Origin of the sequence: Bifidobacterium miconisargentati, from assembly GCF_019331675.1 — a bacterium.
Lineage (GTDB): Bacteria > Actinomycetota > Actinomycetes > Actinomycetales > Bifidobacteriaceae > Bifidobacterium > Bifidobacterium miconisargentati.
Window position 1 is genome coordinate 33,272 of sequence record NZ_JAHBBJ010000006.1, and the last position, 14,998, is coordinate 48,269.

Consider the following 14,998-nt stretch of genomic DNA (forward strand, 5'->3'; position numbering starts at 1 on the left):
TGTTCTCGAACGTCTTTCCTTCGGGCGCGTTGATGGTAAACGAAGTGTCAGCGACGATACCCCCCCCCGACGTTTTCCTCGCCCACTGCGCCAGGGGCGACGGCCACCGCGGCCAGTGTGGCCAATGCGGTCAAGGCCGCCATCACCCGTCCTTTTATTGAAGATCCACTCCCCATCTTCTTCATTCCTCAATTCCATGAAGTTATACGGAACACGGACTCCGCCATGAAGCCCGGATGTGCCACGTACCATCCTCGGCAAATACCGCCGCCTTCGGCGATACGACATCACACCATATACATGTCTACTCCTACCGTCTCTGCGAAAACAAGGAAAGGGGGTACAACACCCCCTAATAGTTATCAAACCGTTATCAAGCTCCATTCCTTTCAGGCCCAACGGATTCCGCCAAGGTGAAGCATCCGGCGTGTCGCATGCCAGGTTGTCCGGTTGGTTGGGGTGTCGGCGACGGAGGGGACATCCCGGGCGACCGGGTTCCTTTCGTCTCCCATCCGTTTTCATTCGTCGTTTGCGACGGGTCGCGGCATGGCAAGGGGTCGTGCCGCGTGATTGTGAAAGGAGTCCCTTATGGGAAGCAGCAACGGTAACGGCCGCAGGGCCGTCATCACTGGTTTGGCCGCGTCTTTGGCGGTCGGCATGTTCGCACCGGGTGCGATGGCCGATGAGGCAGCTGTCAACCCGACTACGTCCGTGCCGGTCGATCCGGCGCCGGTCACGGCGCGTGACGCGGTGTCCGACGCAAGGCAGGCTGTGGAGGACGCCAAGGCCAACGTGCAGGAGAAGCAGGACCAGTTGGATCAGGCGCAGGCGGCGGCCCCGTCGCAGGAGGAGATCGACCAGGCCGGGCAGGCCGTCGAATCCGCGAAGCAGGCGGTCTCCGACCAGCAGACGGTGGTTGGCCAGGCGCAGGCCGAGAAGGACCAGGCACAGGCCGGTTACGATCAGGCGTTGCAGGACGCCGGCATCGACAAGGATTCCCTGGACCGGGCGCAGCAGGACGTGGCCGCCGCCGAGACGGCGAAGTCCGAGGCCGACCAGCGCAAGGCGCAGGCCGAAGCGGACAAGCAGGCCGCCGACGCGAAGGCCGACGCCGCAGGACAGGACAGGGACGACGCCCGGCAGACGCTGGTTGGCAAGACTCAGGCCGCCACGGACGCGAAGGCAACGTTGGACGCGGCCGAGGCCGCCGCGGACAAGGCCGGCGCCGCCCAGGAGAACATCGACAAGGCGCAGGCCACGGTCGACTCCCTGAACCGGGACGTCAAGGACGCGCAGACCCTCGCTGAATCCGCCAAGCAGCAGCAGACCGAGGCGAAGAACACCGCCGCTGATCTGAAGGCGAAGGCTGATCAGGCCAAGCAGGACGCCAAGGACGCCAAGGACGAGGCCGCTGATGCCAAGGCGAAGGCCGAAGCGGCGAAGAAGCAGCTCGACGAGGCCAAGGGCAGCCAGTCCCTGGCTGATCTGAAGGCCGCGTACGAGAAGGCACAGGCCGACTACGAGGCCAAGCAGCAGGAGGCAGACGCCGCCAAGGCCAAGGCCGCCGAAGCCAAGCAGGCCGCAACCCAAGCCCAGGCCGAAGCCGACCAGGCCAAGGGCGATGCCGCCACGTTAAAGGCTGATGCCGACGGTAAGAAGCAGGCCGCCGACGCCGCGCAGGCCCAGTTGGACGAGGGAGCCATCGGATTCCTGCGTCAGGAGGGCACGGACGCGGCCAAGTACCTGGTCAACAAGGACCCGACCTTCAAGGAGTGGGTCGACAAGGGCTGGATCGTGGGACCGACCCATGAGCTGGGCACGAGCATCAGTCTGACGAACATGAGGAAGTCGTTGGCCTACATCGACTACTTCAACCAGATCCGCAAGGACAACGGCCTGACCGAGCTGAAGGTGTCGGACTATCTCATGGGCTCGTCCATGGCCGACAACGAGGCCATCCAGGATAACGGGTTCAACCATCCCCAGAAGTTCGACGTGGGCGAGAACATCGCCTACGGCTGCACCACCGCGGACTGCGTGTTCGGCCTGTGGTACACGGACGAGAAGAACTACCTCGACGAGTACGCCAAGACTGACGCAGAGCTCGCGGCGAACAAGACCGACTCGGAGTGGATCTCGGAGAACCGTCCGTGGATCTACCACGGCGAGGAGCACGACGGCGTCAAGTACGAGGCGGTCGGCCACTACCTGAACATCATCGACAATCGGCTGAAGGTCACCGGGTTCGGCATCGGACGTGACTACCGGACCGGGTACACGTACATGACCCAGAACTTCCAGATCCAGCCTTTCGGCGACGACACCCAGTTCTACACCACCAGCGAGTACCTGGACCGTCTCGACCGGTACGAGAACGGCCTGAACGCGACCATCGACGATTGGAAGGACGCCGACGGGAAGGCGACCGACAAGCAGACCGAGGCCGACACCCTCGCCGGCGTCGCCACGTCCAAGCAGCAGGAGGCCGACGAGGCGGCGGCACGCCAGCAGGCAGCCGAAGAGGCCGCCGCGCAGCTGAAGGCCGCGTTGGATGCGGCGAGGAAGGCGTACGAGGACGCGGCCAAGGACGGTTCCGCCACTCCCCCGTCGATGGAAGGCGGCCAGGAGCTTGTCGACCGACTCCAGCAGGAGTATGAACAAGCCCTCGATAAGGCCGAACAGTTACAGGCCGAGTACGAGGTCAGGCAGGAGGCGGCCGACAAGCTCGACCAGCGTCTGGCCGAGGCGGATCGGACCCTCAAGGAGAAGAACGATGCGCTTGACAAGGCCGGCAAGGACCTTGCCGACAAGCAGGCCGCGCTGAAGACCGAGAACGATCGGCTCGAATCCCTGAAGGACCTGCGCCGCAAGGCCGATGATGCGGCCGAAGCCTACCAGACGGCCGTCAACGCGCAGTCAGACGCGAAGAGCGCGCTCGACAAGGCCGAGCAGGCGCTCCTGGACGCCCAGGCGGATGCCGGGGCCGCACGGGACGCGCTGGACTCGGCCACCGAGACGGCGGAGAGGGCGGCCTCCGATTTGAAGGAGGCCCGCGACAGGCTCGACAGTCTGGAGGCGACGGCAGCAGACCCGTCCAAGGTGCCGGCCATCAAGGCCGCACGCGAGGTGCTGGACGAGAAGACGGCCGCCCTCGAACAGGCCAACGCCACTCTCGCCGATCTCAAGGCCCGGCTGGGCGACGCGCAGGCCGTCGCCGAACATCAGGACGAGCTCCTCAAAGCCGTGCAGGATGCGCAGCAGGCTTTGACCGAGGCGAACGCCGCCCTCGCCCAGGCGCAGGAGACCCTCGACGGGCTTCTCTCCCCTACCCCGGAGCCGAATCCCGGCGAGAGCGGCAACCCGGGCAATGGCGGGGAACAGAACGGTTCCGACGAGGGAGGCGCCGATACCGATGGCAGCGGTTCGGATGGTAACGGTTCGGACGGCAGCGGACAGGACAGCGGCAGGCCAGGCGATGGGTCAGGTTCCGATGGGGGTCAGACCGATTCCGGCACTCCGGGTGACGGGAGCAATGCCGGCGACACTTCTGGTAGCGGAACCGACGCCCCGGATACCGGCGGCACCGGCAATGGGAACGGCACCGACGGCAACACCGTCACCATCCCGGACGGTTCGACCGATCGGAACGTCGTCCACGCCCCGGAGGACAAGGACACCGAGACCATCCGTTACCGGGTTGATGCCGACGCCAAGGACGTGTCCAAGCTCGCCAGCACCGGCAGCGATCCGATGGCCCTGATCGTCGCCGCGGCGCTCACCCTGACGGCCGGACTCGGCATCGAGACCGTACGCCACGCCTCGGCACGCAGGGACTGACGGCCGTATCACGAGCTCCGGCATGACAGAATGTTCCCATCAGGAACATCCGACCGTCATGCCGGAGTTCCCCGCTGCCTCACATCCCAATCAGATCAATGCCGGTGTTCCCGCAGCCACGCGGCGACACCGGGCAGCGCGTCGGGCACCTGCGCGTCATACCGGTACGCGAAGGATGGCATGGTCGCACCGATGAGCTCCCCGATGGCTGCATAGCGGCCGTCCTTGATGGCGGCATCGACCGCCTTGTACGTGTCTTCAACTTGCTTGACCACGCCCCGGCCGCCTTCCACGAAGAACGAGGCGTGAGGCAATGGTTTGATGGCGGCGTCATACGTCTCCTGCCATCGTCGCAGGTCCTTTTCGTACTCCTCGCGCCACGGGGTGTGCCCCACCAGCCGTTTGATGGGGTTCTTCTCCCGACCCCGGTATTCCGCCCATTCCGGTTTTTGCTCGAAACCGGCCTCACGGGTCGCCTCCAACGCATACTGGCGGCGTTCCCGCTCCGTGACCTCCCTGAGGGTGAGGAACTCCTTCCATGTCGGATCCCAGGTATCGATCCACTGCTTGTAGCGTTTCCCGTCATCGGTCTGAATCCACATCGCGTACTGGAAATCACGGTCGCGACGGCCGATCTCGTCAAGCCTGTTGGTGAGGTCCGTCACCGTTATGGACAGTTGCTGGTTTGCAGTTTCGAGATCATTCAGGCGGAATTCCATGCTGTCCAGCTTGCCTCGCAGTTCGTCAAGCTCGTAGGATTCCATCTTGTCCCTCCTGTCGGTCACCGTGAATGCTTCCGAAGCCAATATTAGAGGAAGACACGGTTTTGCCGATCCTCACGTCGGATCCGAAACGCCCGCGCCGATTCGGCTCCGTGAGTGACTCGGAGTGGAGGTCCGCTCACCGGTTTTCCGCGATGCGTGCCTTGACGTAGCGGTTGGTGGAGATGAGTACGAGCATGGCGAGAAGGACCCAGACGGGGGCGATGCGGAACATGACGGCGAATCCGAAGCGGGAGACGATGAGGCCGCCGACGACCGGGCCGGCGAGTTGGCCGAGGTCGGACGCGACGAACAGGGTGGACGATGCGGCTCCCCTGCGTTCCTCGGGGACCACGCTCATGGCGATGGAGCGTACGACCGGGCCGGCGGCGCCGTAGCCGAACGCGCCGACCAGGGCGGCCAGGAGGAGGATCCGCAGGTCGGACGAGTAGCTGATGAGCCATAGCGATGCGGACATGAGCGCGAGCATCGGGATCATCATGTAATGGCCGTGCCGGTCCACGAGCCATCCGCCCAGGGGCGCCGCCGCGAACACGGCCAGTCCGTATACGGTGTCGAACAGGCCGACGTTGCTGCCGAGTCCCTCTTCGTGGCCGTAGACCACGAGGAAGGGGGTGCGGACGAAAAGTTGGACGTTTGGCGTCCGGATTGGAGTTCGTGATGGAATCTGGTGGTGTGAGGGCGAGGGCTCTTGAATTGTATTTCGGTGATGGGCTGACGTTGCGTGCGATTAGCGCGTTGCCGGGCATGCCGACCAAGTCGACGGTCGGCAGGTGGGTCGTCGCCGACCCGCGTCATATCCGTGGTTCCCGGCATGGCGGGAGGAGATCGTCATATACGCTGGAGACCAAGTTGAGGGCCGTGCGCATGTTCCTGCGGGAAGGCCGCGCGGAATCGGTCGCCGCCTCGGTGGGATGCAGCCCGGTGCTGGTGTATGCGTGGGCCCGGCGGTATCGCGAGGAGGGCGGTGTCGGATTGGCCACGATGAGACGGGGCGACGTGGTGTTGCCCGAGGTTCCGGCGCCGGGGCCCGGCGCCGACGTGGAGGCGCTGCGCCGGCAGGTGGAGGCCCTCAGGCTGGAGAACGCGGTGATGCGGGAGACGATCAGGGTTTTAAAAGCCGACGACCCGCGCCTCGACCCGTCCATGCTGACGAACAGGGAGAGGACGCGGGTCGTCGACGCGATCAGGGGTGAGTTCGGCCTGGCGGCCGCGTTGGATGCGACCGGTCTGAAGCGCAGCACGTACTACTACGAGCGCGGCGCCGTCGCCGTGGGCGACAGATACGCCATGCTGCGGGCCCGCGTCACGGGCCTGTTCGAGGCCGGCGGCCGGGTGTGGGGCTATCGGCGCATCCACCGGATGCTGCGCCTGGACGGGGCCGATCCGCTCGTCGTCTCGGAGAAGGTCGTGCGCCGGATCATGCGCGAGGGGAACCTCAGGCCCGTGTACCTGAAGCGTCCGAAGCGTTGGAGCTCCTATGCCGGGGAGATCGGGGAGGCGCCCGCGAACCTCGTGAACAGGGACTTCCATGCCGGACGGCCGAACCGGCTGTGGGTCACGGACGTCACCCAGTTCACCATGGACGGGTACAAATGCTGGCTTTCCCCGGTGGTCGACTGCTTCGACGGGATGGTCGTCTCCTGGACGCTGTCGCGTTCGCCGGACGCCGGCATGGCGAACCGGATGCTCCTGGACGCCGTCGCCGCGCTCGGGGACGGCGAGCGGCCGGTCGTCCACTCGGACCGTGGCTGCCACTACCGGTGGCCCGGGTGGATCGCGATATGCGAGGAGAACGGGCTGACCCGTTCCATGAGCGCGAAGGGCTGCAGCCCGGACAACGCGGCCGCGGAGGGGTTCTTCGGCAGGCTCAAGAACGAGTTCTACCACGGGCGCGATTGGAGGGGCGTGGGCTTCGAGGAGTTCCGCGAACGCCTGGCCTCCTACCTGACCCACTACAATGAAACCCGTATCAAGAAGTCACTGGGCTGGATGAGCCCAATGCAATACCGCAGACACCTTGGACTGGCCTCCTAGCCGTCCAAGAAAACATCCGCACCCCCCCCTATGATGACCCGAAGTGGGACAAGCTCCTCGACCAGCTCACCCTGGATGACATCGACACCATGGTCGCACAGAACGGCTGGGGCAGCGCCGCGGTCAAGTCCGTAGGCAAGAACCAGATCTACGACATGGATGGACCGGCGGCCCTGTCCTACGTGTTCGACGCGTTCATGGGCACCACCACGTACAAGACCGTCACCTACCCGGCACAGGTCGTGCTCGCCTCCTCCTGGAACACCGATCTGGCCAAGACGTTCGGAGATGCCATCTCCAAGGAAGCCCGTGCATGGAACATCTCCGGATGGTACGCTCCCGGTGCCAACACACACCGCAACCCGTTCACCGGACGTAACTTCGAGTACTACAGCGAAGACGGCACCCTCGGCGGCGCCATGGCAGCCGCCACGGTGAAGGCAGCCAACAAGAACGGCCTGTACACGTATATCAAGCACTTCGCGCTCAACGAGCGTGAGACCTGGCGTCACTACGGCCTGTGCACATGGGCGAACGAGCAGTCGATGCGCGAGATCTACTTCAAGCCCTTCGAACAGGCCGTCAAGCAGGGCGGCACCACCGCCATCATGTCCTCCTACAACAACATCGGCACCACCTGGGCCGGTGGCGACAAGGCCCTGCTCACGGGCGTACTGCGCGACGAATGGGGCTTCAAGGGCACCGTCCTCACCGACAACAACGAGGAACACGGCTTCATGAACCAGGAAGTGGCCATTACTGCCGGAGGCACCGCACTGCTGTACAACGGCATGAACGGCTCCAAGAGCATGACCCGCCTGCGCGAGACGGCATCCGGCCAGAAACTCCTGCGCGAGGCCGCCCACCAGTACCTGTACACGGTGGCCAACAGCTTCGCGGTCGATCTCACACCGGCCATGGCGCCTTGGCGCATGCCCGCAATCGCAGGCAGCGCAGCCGTCTACGTGATCTGCATTATCGGGTTGGCATTGTCCATTCACAGACTGCGCAGGATCCGTAGGCCCAGCATGGCGACGGTCACTGTCTCGTCAGCGGGAGAGTGAGTAATCCCAAACACCGCGTGGATTTTGCCCTTGATCATTGGCCCGAGGCAATTCGGATTCAACGATCGAGGATTCGGCTCCTAATAGGGTCGGCAGCGTAAACCACGACCTAGGAACCTCCTCCAAGAGCGGGCGGCCACTGCCCAAAGGCCGCCCGCTCTCCCCTATCCGGCTTCTATCTTGTAGAACGGCGATTAGCTGCTGGATGATTCCATGGCCGCGCTGCTGATCATGGATTCCCCCCGTCTCTCTTTTCTCGGCGTCGTTCCCGAGTGATTCAGCTGGCAATGGGCTCTGTCTCACGCAGCATCTCCGCCGCCGATAGGACGGTCAGATCTGGCTCGCCACGTAATCTGGCGGCTTCAGCCAACTCGTCGGTCTTGACGAACAAGGCGAAGTAGCGGTTGTCATATCCCGGTACCAAGTCGGCTCTGGAACGAAGCGTCGCGGTGGTCTGCGCGATATCAAGATTCGCCTTCCATTTGCATTCGCCTAGCATGATGTCCCCGGTGCGTGGCGCGGCGGCGATGGCGTCGATGTCGGCCTGCTGACGCGCGCGCGGGTCGCTCCCCCACCATTTGCCGAAATTGGTGGCCCGGAACGGCAATTCGTTCCGTCGGTTCGCGCGGATCATCCATTGTTCGCACACGGATTCGAACTGTTGCCCGACATACGTGTCCAACGCCGGTCCGAACACGTCGGCTCGCGCGGCAAGGTCACCGTCCCCTCGTTCGATCCGGTCGGCGTTGGGGCCGACGAAACGGTACCAGAACGAGAAGAACGGATCCTTGATCCGCCACAGTCCTTTCCTGGTGTGGGTGGGATTCTCCCCGAAGGGCACGTCCCGTTCGAGCAACCCGAGATCGGAAAGCACGCTGAGATATTTGCTCACCCCGGAAGACGAAGCGAGTCCCGCCACATCCGCTATCTTGTTCTGCTTCGTCGCCCCCGCCCCGACGGCCCCCATGACGGAGTTGTACGTCGTGATGTCCCGCAGCTCCTGCCTGAGAAGCATCAACGGTTCCTCGTACAACAGGCCGCTGGTATCGAACAGCAGACGCAGCACATTATCCTCATAAGTCATGCCGGAGCGTATCTGCCTGAGATAGTAAGGCGTTCCCCCGAAAGTCGCATAGTACTGGACGACGTCCACGGGCGGGGCGAACGGGAGCATGCGCGCGGTGTCGAACACATCGAACGGCATCAGTCGAAGCTGAGCGGTCCGACGCCCGTACAACGGGCTCTTGTACCCGAGGACCTCGCTCTCCATGAATCCCTCGTTGCTGCCGCACAGGACCATCATGACATTGGCGTTCTTGAAACCATGGTCGATGGCGATCTGCAGGGAGGAGGGAAGGGAGCGTTCGCTGGCCGCCGCATAGGGGAACTCGTCGAACACGAACAGCATACGACGGCCTGGCTCGCCCTGCGCCTTCGTCACGATGAAGTCCAGCGCGTCCTGCCACAGGCCGAACGCCGGCATGGTTTCCGGCAGTCCGAAGAACCGATAGATCGCACGGGAGAAGTCCCTGAGATTCGCCGCCGAAGTCTGTTGACGGGCCGTGAACGACAACACGCGCTTGTCCTTCGAGAACTCGTCCAGCAAAGCGGTCTTTCCCACACGCCGGCGTCCATACAGCACCAGCATCTGGAAATCCTCCTGCTCCCAGAGGTCTTGCAGCGTCCCCAGCTCACGTTCCCTGCCGACGAACATATCGCCTCCAATAGAATATGCATAAGTATGATACTTACGAGTATCATACCAAAAAGTATCTACTGGAACTCAGTGGTATCTGGCACGTTAGTCGTCGGTTCACGATTCCTTGGCCGATAAAGGTGATGTCCGCCGTCGCAAGCCAAAAGCTAAGCTCAACCGCTCCCCCGTCGCCACGGGTATTTACGAGAACTGTGGAATATGGAACGTAAATAGGATGCGTGTGCATATCATATGCACACGCATCCTACCTGTGATATGCGATGCGCAGATCGGATCTCCGTGGTGATGCGTGCAAGCGGTTATTGTTCTTGTTGTGCCATGGCGATGATGAATCTGGGTACGGAATTCAGTCTCGAGCCAGTCGCGTCCGAAAGGATCCTTGATTTCTGGAAGCGGTTCTTCGCCACCCAGAAAGCTTGGTAAGGCCCCGCAAACGGAAAGCGGTGTGAGGATATTGCACTCAAGGCATATCCTCACACCGCTTTCCGTATGTCATCCATCTGGAGTCACTGGATCGTGTCGCCGTACTTGTCGTGCCAGATCTTGTCGACCAGCGAGCTGACCTCGGCCCATGGGAACGCAATGTCGACCTGGAACTTGTATTGGAGCAGGAGACGAACCACTTTCTGACCGTTGTTGCATCCGTGGAACGTCACCTCTGCCCTCTCCGCGCAGAGCGGCATGAATCCCCGTTCGACTAGCCGCGCTCGAGGTCATACGATGTGGTTCAAGGGAAATGATCCGGGAAGAAGGACGAGATGTCCGGCGACTAGGGAAGGAACGACATGCAACGGTTCTGCACCAACTGCGGACACAAGCTCACTGATAATGCGAAATTCTGCGCCAACTGTGGCACGCCCGTGAATCGGGACCACAACTCGAATCCGATGCCGGCACCGGAGAACCCGACAATCAGGCACACCCCCGCCAACAGTTCCCAACCATCACCAACGGTACCTCAAATACCGTTGCCCTCCTCCGCTCGCCAACCGGAAACCATTCCGGTTCCGGCACCGAAACCCGCTCCCGCGACGATGCACACGGTCCGGAAATCAGTCAAACCCGAGCGTACCCCTGCCGACCGGGCGAAAAGCAGGCGGATGCTCACGGTGGTCGCCGCGACTCTCGCCGCTGCGTTAATCGTGACCGCAGCAGGAATCGGAGGCACCCGGCTATGGGCCAATCACAAGCACCGGACCGCATTGGCTTCCTGCGAGACGGCGCAACAGTCCCAGCAGACCACGTACCAGAATTTGAAGAAACTGGCCAGTCAGGCCGACAAACTGTCAGCCCTCAACTCAGCCATGTACGACGATCAGCAGCTCCATGAAAAGCTGTTGGACCTCACCAAACAGGCCAAGAAGGCGCTCGGATACAATCAGTCCTGCTCCGCGTCCGATGCAACTGAGACACTCGATCAGACCACAGCGGCGCTATCGGGAGAAGCCGCCGGGAACAAGAAACTCGGAGCCTCTCTGTCCGACCAAATCAAGAAGGTGGAACGGAGCCAGGAATCCACCATCGACGTGAAGCTCGAACAGGTGATCCTGTCCGCCAAGGCCATGACCGGATACGGTTCGGACACGGTCAAGGACCCGACGACCATCGACAATCTGAAGGCCGCGCTATCCGACGCCGAAAGCGCGCGGCAATCCGACGACCCCGAGAAAAAGACCGAGGCATACGCCAACCTGATTGACGCGATCAATCAGGTGTCCGATTCCCAGCAGGCGCTCCTGGACGATTACCCATCCGGCACCTACTCCGCAACCAGCGAGTACAAAGGTATGAAGGGCACCCAGACCATCACGTTCGACGGGCAATCGGCCGACTCGGACATGACCATTACCGCCAGAGGCAAGAGCGTGAATGTCTCGATATCCTACGATGTCAAGCTCGACGGGGACACCGTGTACCTCACTCCGGTATCCGGATACAATTCCCTGACCGAAAGCAGCGACGTCAGTGAATTCGCCGCCAACCGAACCATGACCTACGACCCCGATGCGGGCACACTCACCGAAGCAGGCCAGGATGGCAGCCCCGACGTCACCTTCCACAAGCAATGACCATGCGGACCACCGGACCGGAGCAGCCCATGCCAGATTCCAGTTAACGACAGGATGATACCTTGGAAGCAGCGCTATTGAGGGATTATCCATGGAACATGGCGTCGGACAATAATCGGATTAGCCGACGGTTATTCCAGTTTCAGAAAACGCTTGACGGTCTGGGAAAAGCTGCAGAATGATCAAGATGAGAATATGAGAGTCGTTCCCCGGATTAACCGAACCTATGCCGTGGCGCGTTCCCGTATGTCCTATAGGCCATTGCCAAGCTAGGTACGATGTTGTGTCCAAAGCTATGGTCGTGACTCGTAGCCAACAAAAACATGAACAGCATCGGAGTTTTGGGAAGTTGGGTTGGAGCCACTTGTATTGGGCTCCAACCCAACTTCTGCCTATCGCAGTGGGTGGAAGGCGGTGTTGGTCCTCGCGATGGCGCCGAGCCAGTTCAGGGATGGCCTGGGCTTGCGTTCGAAGGTTTCCTTGTCCCATCCGATCAGGCCGAACGTGGGGCCGAACGATCCCCATTCGTAGTTGTCGAGCAGTGACCAGTGGATGTATCCGCGCACGTCGATGCCGTCATCCATCGCGTCGTGGAGCCCGGCGAGAGCGTCGAACGTGTAGTCGATGCGGCGTGTGTCGTCCGAGGTGGCCAGTCCGTTCTCGGTGACGAGGATCGGCGTGTGTCTGGCGACGTCCCAGGTGTGGCGGACGGCGATGCCGAGGGCGGCCGGGAAGTATTCCCATCCGGTGAGGGTGCGTTCCACGTCGTCCGCCATCGGCACGGGGCCGTTCTTGCCGATGAAGGTGCGCAGGTATGCCTGCACGCCGATGAAATCGTCGCCGACGGCCGCTTCGGTGAAGTAGTCCTCGCGCGGGTACTGGTATTCCTCCATCTCCTTCTCGCAGCCGGGCATCGCGTGGAACGCCTGGCAGGCGATCGTCCAGCCGACGTTCGCGTCCGGCAGCGCTGACTTGATGACGTCGCGGGCCATGTGGTGCGCGTCGACGAGCGCCTTGGAGATGACCGGGTCGGGCGCGGGCAGCGACGCGGCGATGAAATCGGTGCCTTCGGTGCCGCCCTGGGTGAGCGCGACCATGTTCGGCTCGTTGATCGTGAAGATCCACTTCACGTCGTGCAGGATCGGCAGCACATAGCGCACGTAGCGTTCGAACTTCTCGAGCGCGTCCGGTCGCTTCCAGCCGCCCTTGGCCGCGAACCACAGCGGCATGGTGAAGTGGTAGACGGTCACCATCGGTTCGACGCCGTACTCGTGGCACGTGTCGATCATCTGGCGGTAGTGCAGGAGTTCGGCGCGCGAGAAGCATCCCTCGGCCGGTTCGATGCGCGCCCATTCGATGCCGAACCGGTATGTGTCCAGGCCGGAGTCGGCGAGCAGTCGGATGTCCTCGCGGAAGCGGTTGTAGCTGTCGGCCGCGTCGCCGGACGGTTCCTTGACGTCGGTGCGGGGCGAGTGTTCGCGGGCCCACCAGTCGCTGGCGGTGTTGTTGCCCTCGATCTGGTGGCCGGCGGTGGCGGCACCCCAGTGGAAGCCGTCGGGGAATGCGTATGTCGGGGAGGTCATGGTGTCGGACTCCTTTGTCGGTTGCGTAGTTGTATCGGTGTGGTTGTCGGTTTACTTGATGCCGGTCATGGCGACGCCCTGGATGAAGTAGCGCTGCAGGAAGACGAACAGGAGCAGGATCGGGGTGATGACCAGCACAGCGCCGGCGAGCAGGACGCTGTAGTTCGTCGCGTTCTGTCCGGTGGAGTACAGGGACAGGGCCACGGGCAGCGTGTACATCTCCTCGGATTGTGCGGAGACCAACGGCCACAGGAAGTTGTTCCAGCTGGACAGGAACGTGAGGATGGACAGGGTGGCCAGGGCCGGGCCGCACTGCGGCATGATGATCTGGAAGAAGATGCGCAGCTCGCCGGCGCCGTCCATGCGGGCGGCCTCCATGAGCGCGTCCGGGATGCCGCCGATGAACTGGCGCATGAGGAACACGCCGATGGGCTGGCACAGGAACGGCAGGATCAGGGCCGCGTAGGTGTTGGACAGGTGCAGGTTCGAGATGATCACGAACAGCGGCACGAACGTCGCCACGCTCGGCACCATCAGGGTGACCATGACCGCGCCGAACAGGATGTTCTTGCCGGCGAAGTCCATCTTGGCCAGCGCGTAGCCGACCATCGAGCAGAACACGATGTTGCCGAGCACGGTGATCACGGCGACCACGAGGCTGTTGGTGAAGAACGAGCCGAAGTTCAGCTGGGTGAACCACTGCGTGAAGTTCGCGAGGGTGGCGTGCTCGGGCAGCAGCTTCGGTGGTTTGGCGAGGATCTCGCGCTGGGTCTTGAGCGAGCCGAGAGCCATCCACAGGAACGGGAAGATCCAGACCACGCCGATCAGCGCGAGGATGATGTAGGAGATGCCGCGGCCCTTGATGAACCGCTGGCCAAGGGAGAGCTTGTTGTCCGGGATGATTGCTGACTGCGTCGTGGCGCTCATGTCATGTCTCTTTTCAGTCATGTCGTTTCTGGTCAGTCGTCGGAGCGCAGGATGCGGAACTGCAGCGCACTCACCAGCGCGATGATGACGAACAGCACCCAGCTGGCGGCTGAGGCGATGCCGTACTGGCCGAATCCGAACTTCTGGTAGACGTAGTATGCGGCGGACAGGGTCGAGTCGAGCGGGCCGCCCTGCGTCATGACAAATGATTCCTCAAAGAATTGAAGATACGCCACGGACAGCAGCACTGCGCCAAGCAGCAATGTGGGCTTGAGCAGCGGCAACGTAATCGACCAGAAAGTGCGCCACTCGCTGGCTCCGTCAATAGCTGCAGCTTCCTTGAGCTCTTCCGGGATTGCCTGCAGACCGGCCAAGAAGATTATCATCAATGTGCCCATGTTCCGCCAGATTGTCATAACCATTAACGCGGGAAGGGCGTAATGAGTGTCGTGCAACCAGTCTGGTCCTTCTATCCCAATCATTGCGAGCAAGGAATTGAGCAATCCGTCTGCTTGTAAGATGTAGCGCCAGACCACGGAGACCGCGACGACGCTGGCTACGACCGGAGCATAGAACAGCGCGCGGAAGAAAGCGTTTACATGCTGTAATCCCTTATCAAGTGCTACCGCGAATGCAAGGGCAATAATCATGGTGATAGGCAGACCCACAATTACGAAGATGGCGGTGACTTGTAGCGAATGCAGGAATCGAGCATCAGAAAACAGTGTGAGGTATTGCTTGAACCCCACGAAATTCACATTGAATGGGGTGCGCAAATCTCGAGAGGTGATGTCAGTCAAGGACATCGTCATGGAAGAAACGAGAGGTATAAGCATGAACACGCAGAAGATGACTGCGAACGGCAATGCAAATCCCCATGCAAGAAGTGTCCGGCGACGGCGAAGGGCGTTGCCGCTACCCTTCGCCGTGTCTGATGTGCGTTTGGTCATTATTTGTTACCTCGGCAACGGATCATACTCGA

11 protein-coding genes and 1 pseudogene are annotated in these 14,998 nt (G+C 62.0%); 5 read left to right on the plus strand and 7 right to left on the minus strand.

Annotated features, from left to right (window positions below):
• Nucleotides 1-588 precede the first annotated feature (588 nt).
• Nucleotides 589-3,837, plus strand: a complete 3,249-nt coding sequence (locus KIH81_RS04945; protein WP_214304342.1) for a CAP domain-containing protein — start codon at nucleotides 589-591, stop codon at nucleotides 3,835-3,837.
• A 95-nt stretch (nucleotides 3,838-3,932) separates the two neighbouring features.
• On the opposite strand, the gene KIH81_RS04950 is transcribed toward KIH81_RS04945, so the two are convergent.
• The gene (locus tag KIH81_RS04950) at nucleotides 3,933-4,622 is read right to left on the minus strand and encodes a hypothetical protein (protein ID WP_214304343.1); all 690 of its coding nucleotides are present in this window, start codon (nucleotides 4,620-4,622) and stop codon (nucleotides 3,933-3,935) included.
• Nucleotides 4,623-4,737: 115 nt separating this feature from the next.
• Nucleotides 4,738-5,223 carry an MFS transporter gene (locus tag KIH81_RS04955; protein WP_214304344.1) on the minus strand — a complete coding sequence of 162 codons (486 nt, stop codon included), beginning with the start codon at nucleotides 5,221-5,223 and terminating at the stop codon, nucleotides 4,738-4,740.
• A 56-nt stretch (nucleotides 5,224-5,279) separates the two neighbouring features.
• Here KIH81_RS04955 and KIH81_RS04960 point away from each other — a divergent pair, with 56 nt between their 5' ends.
• A complete protein-coding gene (locus KIH81_RS04960) occupies nucleotides 5,280-6,656 on the plus strand; it encodes an IS3 family transposase (RefSeq protein WP_214304345.1) in 1,377 nt (458 codons plus the stop codon).
• 89 nt (nucleotides 6,657-6,745) lie between these two features.
• Nucleotides 6,746-7,720 carry a glycoside hydrolase family 3 N-terminal domain-containing protein gene (locus tag KIH81_RS04965; protein ID WP_214304346.1) on the plus strand — a complete coding sequence of 325 codons (975 nt, stop codon included), beginning with the start codon at nucleotides 6,746-6,748 and terminating at the stop codon, nucleotides 7,718-7,720.
• A 277-nt stretch (nucleotides 7,721-7,997) separates the two neighbouring features.
• Here the strand turns inward: KIH81_RS04965 and KIH81_RS04970 are convergent, their stop codons facing one another.
• Both KIH81_RS04970 and KIH81_RS04975 read right to left on the minus strand, forming a co-directional pair.
• Entirely contained in the window at nucleotides 7,998-9,434 is a 1,437-nt protein-coding gene (locus tag KIH81_RS04970) for an ATP-binding protein (protein WP_214304347.1), read from the minus strand.
• Nucleotides 9,435-9,943: 509 nt separating this feature from the next.
• A complete protein-coding gene (locus KIH81_RS04975; protein WP_214304348.1) occupies nucleotides 9,944-10,093 on the minus strand; it encodes a hypothetical protein in 150 nt (49 codons plus the stop codon).
• Between the two features lie 129 nt (nucleotides 10,094-10,222).
• Here KIH81_RS04975 and KIH81_RS12350 point away from each other — a divergent pair.
• Nucleotides 10,223-10,294 (plus strand): annotated as a pseudogene (locus tag KIH81_RS12350) (zinc-ribbon domain-containing protein); the annotation flags it as partial.
• 243 nt (nucleotides 10,295-10,537) lie between these two features.
• Nucleotides 10,538-11,506, plus strand: coding sequence for a hypothetical protein (locus KIH81_RS04980; RefSeq protein WP_236029294.1), 969 nt, complete (start codon nucleotides 10,538-10,540; stop codon nucleotides 11,504-11,506).
• Nucleotides 11,507-11,898: 392 nt separating this feature from the next.
• On the opposite strand, the gene KIH81_RS04985 is transcribed toward KIH81_RS04980, so the two are convergent.
• The 3 genes from KIH81_RS04985 to KIH81_RS04995 are packed head-to-tail and all read right to left on the minus strand — an operon-like array spanning nucleotide 11,899 to nucleotide 14,966.
• The gene (locus tag KIH81_RS04985) at nucleotides 11,899-13,089 is read right to left on the minus strand and encodes a glycoside hydrolase family 1 protein (RefSeq protein ID WP_214304350.1); all 1,191 of its coding nucleotides are present in this window, start codon (nucleotides 13,087-13,089) and stop codon (nucleotides 11,899-11,901) included.
• 51 nt (nucleotides 13,090-13,140) lie between these two features.
• Entirely contained in the window at nucleotides 13,141-14,016 is an 876-nt protein-coding gene (locus KIH81_RS04990; protein WP_214304351.1) for a carbohydrate ABC transporter permease, read from the minus strand.
• Nucleotides 14,017-14,048: 32 nt separating this feature from the next.
• Nucleotides 14,049-14,966 carry a carbohydrate ABC transporter permease gene (locus KIH81_RS04995; RefSeq protein WP_214304352.1) on the minus strand — a complete coding sequence of 306 codons (918 nt, stop codon included), beginning with the start codon at nucleotides 14,964-14,966 and terminating at the stop codon, nucleotides 14,049-14,051.
• Nucleotides 14,967-14,998 lie beyond the last annotated feature (32 nt).